The organism is Oligella ureolytica DSM 18253 (assembly GCF_000373745.1).
GTDB classification, from domain to species: domain Bacteria; phylum Pseudomonadota; class Gammaproteobacteria; order Burkholderiales; family Burkholderiaceae_B; genus Oligella; species Oligella ureolytica.
In genome coordinates, this window is sequence record NZ_KB892337.1 from 1 (window position 1) to 8,777 (window position 8,777).

8 protein-coding genes are annotated in these 8,777 nt (G+C 42.2%); 2 read left to right on the forward strand and 6 right to left on the reverse strand.

Annotation, left to right across the window (positions count from 1 at the left end):
• On the forward strand, nucleotides 1-258 hold a 258-nt coding region (locus B092_RS0111465; RefSeq protein WP_156813077.1), incomplete at its 5' end, for an integrase core domain-containing protein.
• 56 nt (nucleotides 259-314) lie between these two features.
• Here the strand turns inward: B092_RS0111465 and B092_RS0111470 are convergent.
• The 5 genes from B092_RS0111470 to prmB all read right to left on the reverse strand — a co-directional run bounded on the left by B092_RS0111470 (nucleotide 315) and on the right by prmB (nucleotide 7,057).
• Nucleotides 315-2,360, reverse strand: a complete 2,046-nt coding sequence (locus B092_RS0111470; protein WP_018575378.1) for a TRAP transporter permease — start codon at nucleotides 2,358-2,360, stop codon at nucleotides 315-317.
• Nucleotides 2,329-2,910 (reverse strand): DUF1850 domain-containing protein, encoded by a 582-nt coding sequence (locus B092_RS0111475; RefSeq protein ID WP_018575379.1) that lies wholly within the window; start codon nucleotides 2,908-2,910, stop codon nucleotides 2,329-2,331. The genes B092_RS0111470 and B092_RS0111475 overlap by 32 nt, the downstream gene beginning before the upstream one ends.
• A gap of 62 nt (nucleotides 2,911-2,972) precedes the next feature.
• Nucleotides 2,973-3,917 (reverse strand): TAXI family TRAP transporter solute-binding subunit, encoded by a 945-nt coding sequence (locus B092_RS0111480; protein WP_018575380.1) that lies wholly within the window; start codon nucleotides 3,915-3,917, stop codon nucleotides 2,973-2,975.
• Nucleotides 3,918-4,201: 284 nt separating this feature from the next.
• Entirely contained in the window at nucleotides 4,202-6,136 is a 1,935-nt protein-coding gene (locus B092_RS0111490; RefSeq protein ID WP_018575382.1) for an ABC-F family ATP-binding cassette domain-containing protein, read from the reverse strand.
• Nucleotides 6,137-6,139: 3 nt separating this feature from the next.
• Nucleotides 6,140-7,057, reverse strand: a complete 918-nt coding sequence (gene prmB / locus B092_RS0111495; protein ID WP_018575383.1) for a 50S ribosomal protein L3 N(5)-glutamine methyltransferase — start codon at nucleotides 7,055-7,057, stop codon at nucleotides 6,140-6,142.
• A 334-nt stretch (nucleotides 7,058-7,391) separates the two neighbouring features.
• On the opposite strand from prmB, the gene B092_RS14360 reads away from it, so the two are divergent.
• Entirely contained in the window at nucleotides 7,392-8,360 is a 969-nt protein-coding gene (locus B092_RS14360; protein WP_255313372.1) for an AAA family ATPase, read from the forward strand.
• On the opposite strand, the gene B092_RS0111505 is transcribed toward B092_RS14360, so the two are convergent.
• The coding region (locus tag B092_RS0111505; protein WP_018575385.1) for an IS256 family transposase at nucleotides 8,344-8,777 on the reverse strand (434 nt) is incomplete at its 5' end. The genes B092_RS14360 and B092_RS0111505 overlap by 17 nt on opposite strands.

Consider the following 8,777-nt stretch of genomic DNA (forward strand, 5'->3'; position numbering starts at 1 on the left):
AAGCACTATACCTCCTTGGTTAGAAGCTACGGGTTACGGCAGGAATTTATCATGCCACACTGCCCTCAACAGAATGGAATGATTGAACGTTTTATTCGTACGCTCAAAGAGCAATGTGTCCATCGGCAGCGTTTTGAGAGCATACAACATGCCAATCGAGTGTTAGCGGACTGGATAGGATTTTATAACCATCAACGCCCACACCAGTCCTTGGGCATGAAGTCACCCATTGAAGTCAGAGAGGCTTTAGCGGTATAAGGTGAGCAGAAAGTGCTGGGTCATTACAGTGCGTAGCTAAGGTTATTAAATGATCTTTAGCTGTTTTTAAGTGCCGGATTAGCCTTAATACGTACTAGTTGATAAGCAACTAGAATCACAAAGATAATTGCGCCAATAATATCTGTATAACTACCAGGATACATTAAGCAAATACCGGCAACCAAAGAAATAATTCGCAGGATTGGATTCAATTTAAAATACCAATAACCGATTAATCCGGCACCGATGGCAATCATCCCCGTAATCGCTGTTATTAACATGATGATCACTTCAACAAAGTTAGTATCAATTAATAATAGCTGTGGTTGGAAGACGAACATGTACGGAATAATAAATGCCGCAATCGCTAGTTTGGTGGCGTTAACCGCTGTGCGAATAGGAGCACCGCCTGAAATCCCTGTCGCCGCGAAGGCTGCCAAAGCCACTGGTGGTGTAATATCTGCGACAATACCGAAATAAAACACAAACATATGCGCCGCTAAAATAGGAATTGCTTCGTTAGCAGGCAACACATGATTAATGGCAACAATGGCAGGTAAGGCAATGGTTGATGTAATGATATAGTTAGCCGTTGTGGGTGAACCCATCCCGATAATTAAAGACGTCACCATAGTAAACATGAGGGTGAGTAAAATTTGGAGCTGCAAATTGCCGGATGCCAGTACGCCGGCCATATCCAGCAAGCCATTACCCATTTTTAAGCCTAAGCCTGTTTTTGTGACGACACCGACAATGATCCCTGCGCACGCACATGCAGCCGCTACACCCAGTGCTGTACGGGCTCCGGAGGTGAGTGCTTCAATGATTTTCGGAAGAGTAATGCGTGTGTCTTTGAGGAATAAAGATACAACAATCGCCGAAACAATCCCTAATAATGCCGTTCTTTCAATACTAAAGCCTTTAAAAAGCAGTAGGACAATAATAACGATCGGTAAAAGCAAATGCATACGTTTTAAAACGACCTTCATTTTAGGGATCTGATCGTCAGGAAGTCCAAGTAACCCGGTACGCTTTGCTTCGAGGTGGGTCATGATCCAAATCCCTGAAAAATATAGTAGGGCCGGAATAGTGGCTGCCTTAGCAATATCCCAATAGGGAACGCCGGCAAACTCGATCATCAGGAATGCAGCTGCCCCCATAATAGGTGGCATAATTTGTCCACCGGTAGACGCTGCAGCCTCGACTGCACCTGCAAAGTTTTTGTTATACCCAAGCTTTTTCATCATAGGTATGGTGTAGGAACCGGTAGTGACTACGTTAGCGACCGAACTACCTGAGATAGTACCTTGTAAGGCGCTCGAGAATACGGCGACTTTTGCAGGCCCACCAACTCGCTTACCTGCAATAGACACTGCTAAGTCGTTAAAGTAATTTCCTACCCCGGTCTGCACTAAAAATGATCCGAAGAGTAAGAATAAGAAGATGTAGGTAGAGGACACTTGTAATGGCGTGCCTAAAATACCTTCTGTGATAAAGAACATGGCTTTAACCAGTTGGTGCTCTGTTAGACCACGGTGGGCAAACATGCCGGGCATCGATTGACCGAAGTAGGCATATAACAAGAACGCAACTGAAATAATGACAATAGGCAGTCCTACGGCACGGCGGGTGGCTTCGAGTGTCAGCAAAATAGCTAGCGAACCAATCACGAGCTGTGCGCCTGTAATGGTGCCGACGTGTCTTACTAGTGTTTCGTAATACATTGGCCAATAGCCACAAACAAAAATCGCCAGTAAAATTAAGATTAAATCGTACCAAGGGACGTGATTTCTTGCTGTCCCGCGTTTGGCCGGAAACAAGAAAAAAATGAGCGATAAGGCGAAGCCTAAATGCACTGTACGTTGGATGTATGCTGTAAATTGCCCAAAGACGCCAGTGTAAATTTGGAATAATGAGAAACTAATTAACGCGACAAAGACAATACCTCCCATGATTCCAGTTAGGTGGCGGGTACGTGATTCGACATCAAACTGTTCTAATAACGCTGCATGCTCTTCAGGGTTTAGCTCTGCCTCTTCAGCAAAGTCAACGTCTCGTGCCTTATCAGGATCAGTGGGTTTGTTTGGATATTTTTGAGTCATGAATTAATGGCTCCTTCCATAAAAAATAACGTGGTAAGTTTTTAACCTTAATTTCTAACCAAGCGCCGGGTTTAAAGTAATCATTAAAATACACTTGGTGCGCTTGGTCATTTTTATCGAACCACACAAGACGATGCTTAGATACTGTTTTGCCATTTCGGATAATCATAGAAGGCATTATTAAGTTTAGGTTTTTGATGTGGTATTTGCCATTTTCAGTGACAAACTGAGCACCGGGTGGTGCATTTGATGGCATGCCTATTCCAAATTCTTCAAAAATAATGTCTGTTTGTTCAATCTCATTTTGTTCATTGACGCGGTATATTTCAACAACATCTTTATGGTGTATCGAATGAACAAAAATAATACTGAATCGATTGCCCGGTTCAATAGGTAAAAGAGCTTCTATTTCTTGTGTCTTGCGGTCTGAAAAAACTAATACGGATTGGTGAGATAATGATCTTATTATTACTAATGCAGTAAAAATTACAAGTAGGATAATTACTATCCCGATAAAAGTTTGTTTTTTTCTAAAAACGATTTGTTGCATAGTATTCAAAAAAAGTCGATAACTATTGTTATCGACTTTTTAATTGGAATAGATGTTTTTAATTATTTAACTTCTAAACCTTTTTCTTCATAGTACTTTTTAGCACCAGGATGTAAGTCGAATCCAATACCATCTAATGCTTTGTCTAAAGAAATTTCTTTTGCTTTAGCATGTGCAATTTTATCTAAGTTTTCATAAATTGCTTTAGTGATATTGTAAACAGCATCTTCAGGAAGATCTTTTTGTACTACTAACATCGCTAACACGGCAACAGACTCAACGTCGTTGGCTAGACCATACGTACCTTCTTTGATCGTATCAACACCATAGAAAGGGTACTTATCGATAAGCTTCTTAGCTTCTTCGCCGTCGATAGGTAGTACATTGACTTTTGCAGTGGCTGTTAATTGCTCAACTGCACCGGTTGGAGTACCTGCAGTAATAAAGGCTGCATCAATATTGCCATCTTGAATACCACCCACAGACTCACCGAAATCTAAGTGCTGTGCGCGGATATCTTTCATGTTTAGGCCGTAAACCTCAAGGATCTGCTCAGCACTCACATAGGTACCGGAACCCGGCGCACCAACAGAAACCTTTTTGCCTTTTAAGTCATTGACTGTTTTAATGCCGGATTTTTCTGTTGTAATGATTTGAACGGTTTCAGGGTAAAGAGAGCCAAGAGCTTGAATGCCTTCAATTTTCTTGTCTTTGAAGTTATTGATACCATCAATCGCATAAGCTGCTACGTCAGTCTGTGTGAAAGCGATTTCAGCTTCGCCGTCATTTAAAGCAATGATGTTATCCGCAGAGGCGTTAGAAGACAAAGCATCGGTTTTGATGCCGGTTTCGTCGCTAACAATCTTAGCGATTGCACCACCTAAGGGATAATAGGTACCGCCTGTACCACCGGTTAACATACTTAAAAACTTAGGGTTTTCTGCTTGCGCTGTGGCAAACATGGAAGACACGGCTAATGTCGCTGTAAGTAAAAGTTTTTTATGCATAAGGGTCACCTCCAAAAATATAAGTCATGTTAATTTACCAAGCGTTGAGCACTTTGGCTATTATGACTTTCACTAGTATTTATCAGCTTTTACAACGTTTTTTAGAAAAACGGATATCAGCTAAAAATAAAACGATTAAAGATTGATTTGCTAACCTTTAATCTTAAATATTTTATTCACTTGAACGATACCATATTTACTAGATTTGTAAAACAAAAATTTTCAAATAATCTTGAGTGCGTGTTTTATTAAAGGTATTTTTATATCAATATGATGTGTTTTTGTTAGCTTTTATCGATTTTTTCGATGTCTTCAGTGAGTTCGAACCAGCGTTCTTCCAGCTGGTTTTTCTGCGCTTCCAATTGCCCATGCTCACTTAATTGCGCAATGCGATTGTCTCGATTCTCATCGCTATAGAAGTTTTCATCACTCATAGCCTTTTGCAGTTCTTCAAGCCTTTCTGACACTTTTTCCAGTTTGCTTTCAATCTGCTTCAGTTCCTTAATCAGCGGCTTTTTGAGAATACCTAAACGCTGTCTTTCTTCAGCTTCTTGGCGTCTTCGGGCTCGGCGGTCGATATGTGTACTCTCGTCTGTGGTGGCTAAGCGATCTTGTTGCTTGGCAAGGGTTGATTCTTGGCGTTCCGTCGCCTTTTTGTCCGTAAGCCATTGCTGATAATCATCTAAGTCGCCATCAAACTCGCTGATGCTGCCATCGGCGACGATCATAAACTCATCAGTGGTGCTACGGAGTAAGTGCCGATCATGTGATACAAGTAGGATGCTGCCTTCAAATTGGGTTAGTGCCCTTGCTAAGGCTTCACGCATATCTACATCCAAGTGGTTGCTCGGTTCATCGAGTAGTAGGAGGTTGGGCTTTTTCCAAACCAGAAGAGCAAGGGCTAAACGGGCTTTTTCACCACCGGAAAAAGGTTCGACCTTAGAGAGGGCTTGCTCACCAATAAAGCCAAAGCCACCGAGGTAGTCGCGTAAGCTTTGCTCGCGCTCATTGGGAGCAATGCGAATCATATGCAACAGGGGAGTGGCTTGTGGGTCCAGCATGTCCAGTTGCTGCTGAGCAAAATAGGCGATATTAACGCCTTTGGCGGTTTTGATGGTGCCGCTTAATGGTTCTAATTCACCCACAAGCGATTTAATAAAAGTAGATTTTCCTGCACCGTTGACCCCTAGCATGCCAATACGAGCTCCCGCTCTAATCATCATACTGACGTTTTTTAAAATTGGCTGAGTGGGCTCATATCCAAGGTCTATTTTATCAATGATAATCAGCGGATCGGGCATTTGTTCAGGCTGTGGAAGGCTAAAACTAATCCCTGAGCTTAGTTGCAGCGGTGCGAGCTTTTGCATGCGATTAAGAGCCTTTACTCGGCTTTGAGCCTGTTTGGCCTTGGTCGCCTTGGCTTTAAAGCGGTCAATAAAAGACTGCATATGTTGTATCTCTTTTTGTTGCTTGGCATAAGCCTGCTCATGCTGAGACAGGCGTTCAGCTTGTTGCTCAACAAAAGATTCATAATTGCCGCGGTAACGCTGTAATTTATGTTGCTCAAAATGCAGAATGATACGAGCAATATTATTTAAAAACTCCGTGTCATGTGAAATAAGCAAAACAGTCCCTTGATAAGCGCTAAGCCAGCGTTCTAGCCACACCATGGCATCAAGGTCCAGGTGGTTGGTAGGCTCGTCCAGTAGCAGTAGATCAGATGGCTTCATGAGCGCGCGAGCAATAGATAGGCGTACCTGCCAGCCTCCTGAGAATTCGCTTACTGTTTTGTCCCAAGTCTCCGGGGCAAAGCCTAAGCCGGCTAATAGTTGCTCAGCACGAGATTCAGCTGACCAATGGCCGGCATCGGTGAGTGCTGACTCAAGTTCGGCAAGCTTTATGCCGTCAGACTCGTCAACTTCGGCACGTGCTTGTTGTAATGCTCTCAAGCGTATATCACCATCAATAACAAATTCGCGAGCATTTTTTTCTTGTCCATAGACGTCTTGGCTAACTGCCGCAATTTCCCAGGAATTAGGGATGTCTAAGGTGCCTGCGTCTTGGTCTATTTGGCCTTGAATTAAAGCGAAAAGAGTGGATTTTCCCGCGCCATTTCTCCCGACAATGCCAACTCGCTCTCCGGGATTGATGACAAACTCAGCTTCTTCTAATAAAACTTTGGTGCCCCGACGAAGGGTTAAGCCTTGGGCTTTAATCATTGCTTACTGAAATCCTTGATAGTTTTTTAATTGTTCTTTGGTCAATAAAATAACGATGTTTGAATCATATTCATTTTCTAAGAAAATTGGCTCCAACTCCGGAAAGGCAGCATGGAAATTATCTCTATTGAAACCGATTTCTAAAATAATGACTCCTTCGTCGTTTAAGTAGTTTGCCGCTTGGCTCAAGAATTGACGAATGATATCCATGCCATCCTTGCCCCCGTGAAGGGCAAGTGAGGGCTCATGTCGGTACTCATCCGGCAGGCGTCTTAAGCTTTCAGTAGTGACATAGGGTGGGTTGCATACAATGACGTCGTAAGAGCGTTTGGTGCTTAATTTGTCGAACAGATTGCTTTCGATGATGTTGATTCGATCATCAAGTTTGTACATAGCCACATTACGCTGAGTCAATAAGACCGCGTACTCGGAAACGTCCACGGCATCAATCACAGTCCTTGGGAAGGCCAAGGCCATCAAAATAGCTAAGGCGCCAGAACCAGTGCACATATTGAGCATGGTCATTGACGCTTCACTATCTTGTACCCAAGGACGAAGCTCGTCTTGAGCAATTAATTTGGCAATAGGAGAGCGCGGTATAAATACTCGCTTATCGGTTAGAAAACGATGGCCTTGCAACCAAGCTACACCGATGAGATGAGCTAATGGTAATCGTGTGGCAGCGCGCTGGTGAATTAAGTCCAAGACTAATTTTCTTTCGCTCTCTAATACTCTAGCATCCATATAAGGAGTTAATTGCTCTAAAGGTAGATTGAGCCGCTCTAATACAAGGTAAACCGCCTCATCCCATGCGTTATCATTGCCATGGCCAAAGCTTAATTCAGCTTGGTTAAAGCAAGATACAGCGTAACGAATGAGGTCCCGTATTGTTTTAAGCTCTTTATAGCTTTTGGTTGCCATGATGAGAATTGCTCCTGTCAGTAAATGATTGAATAGATAATCAATTTTAGTGAGTTGATGGACTCACATTCTACCACCAAAGCATAGAATCATAATAACTTGGAGAAGCTGTTACTTCACTGAGGGTGTATGTATGAGTAGGAAGTTTAAGGCTGAGAGCCAAATTTTTAATCTTTGAGGAGATTAGCGTGCTGCATGAAATGCGGATCGATGGTGATATGACACTATTAATAGTGCGGATTTGAGTAAATAGGGTGAGTTTGAGTTTAAAAGAAAGATATATCAACGACTCTTAGAGTGGAAACAAAATTCAGCAGGCAAGACGGCACTATTAATTGAGGGTGCAAGGCGTATAGGCAAATCAACGATTGCCGAAGCTTTCGCACGCAGCGAATATAAATCGTATATTTTGATTGATTTTGCATTTGCACCTAAATACATCCAAGACTTATTTCAAGATATCAATGATTTAGACTATTTATTCTTACAGTTGCAATTGCAGTATGGTGTTGATCTGCATGAGAGAGATTCGCTCATTATTTTTGATGAGGTGCAATTTAACCCATTAGCCCGGCAAGCGATAAAAAAACTGGTGGCGGACGGTCGTTATGATTATATTGAAACAGGGTCACTGATTTCTATTAAAAAAAATGTGGATAAAATTTTAATCCCTAGCGAAGAAAGAAAAATCGAAATGCATCCCATGGGTTTTGAGGAGTTTTTATGGGCTTTGGGAGATGAGACGACGGTGCCTCTATTACATCAGGCTTTTAGCAAGAGAATCGCCTTGGGTGATGATCAAAACCGCCATATGCTACTTAGATCCAGATTGTATATGCTGGTTGGGGGGATGCCTCAAGCCGTACAAGCTTATATAGAAAGTAATAATTTTAGAATAGTCGATGAGGTCAAGCGAGATATTATTCATTTATATGAAGAAGATTTTTATAAAATCGACCCGACCGGCAGGATTTCTTTGTTGTTTGACGCGATTCCTGCCGAACTAAGCAGAAACTCTGTCCGTTATCAAGTGTCGAGTGTCTTGGCGCATGAGCGAGCTCCCGATATTTTGCATGAGTTGTCTGAGCTAGGTGCCTCTAAAACAGTACTTGTCGTTTACTATGCTAACGACCCAAACATCGGCTTAGCAAGCATTATGAATTTAGAAAAATTTAAACTATATCTGGCAGATACAGGGCTGATGGTGAGTTTGATGTTTAAGGATAAAGACTTCGTTGAAAATAGAGCCTGTAGATATTTTTGTGTAAATGCCATTTTCTTTACTACTACAGGTGAGCGGTAACTCGTTCACCAAACTCTATACTAAACCGATTTAAAGCCGAGCGCCAATTCCGTATTGGCATAGTCCATCGTTGACTAGCATTCATAATGGCTAAANACACCATTTTTAAAGCGGCTTCGTCATTTNGGAACATCTTATGACGCTTAGTAGCTTTACGAATGACGCTATTTAAAGACTCAATGGCATTGGTGGTGTAAATGGCACGTCGTATCTCTTCAGGATACTCAAAGAGCGTACGTAGATTCATCCAATGGTTTTCCCAACTTTTCACGATGGAGTGATAACCTGGCCACTTGTCTTTAAATTCCGCNAAGGCAAGTAAGGCCAAGTCCTCTGTAGGCGCTTGATACACAGCCTTTAAATCAGCAGTTACCTCCCGATAGTCTTTCCATGAGACGAAGCGTAACGAGTTACGCA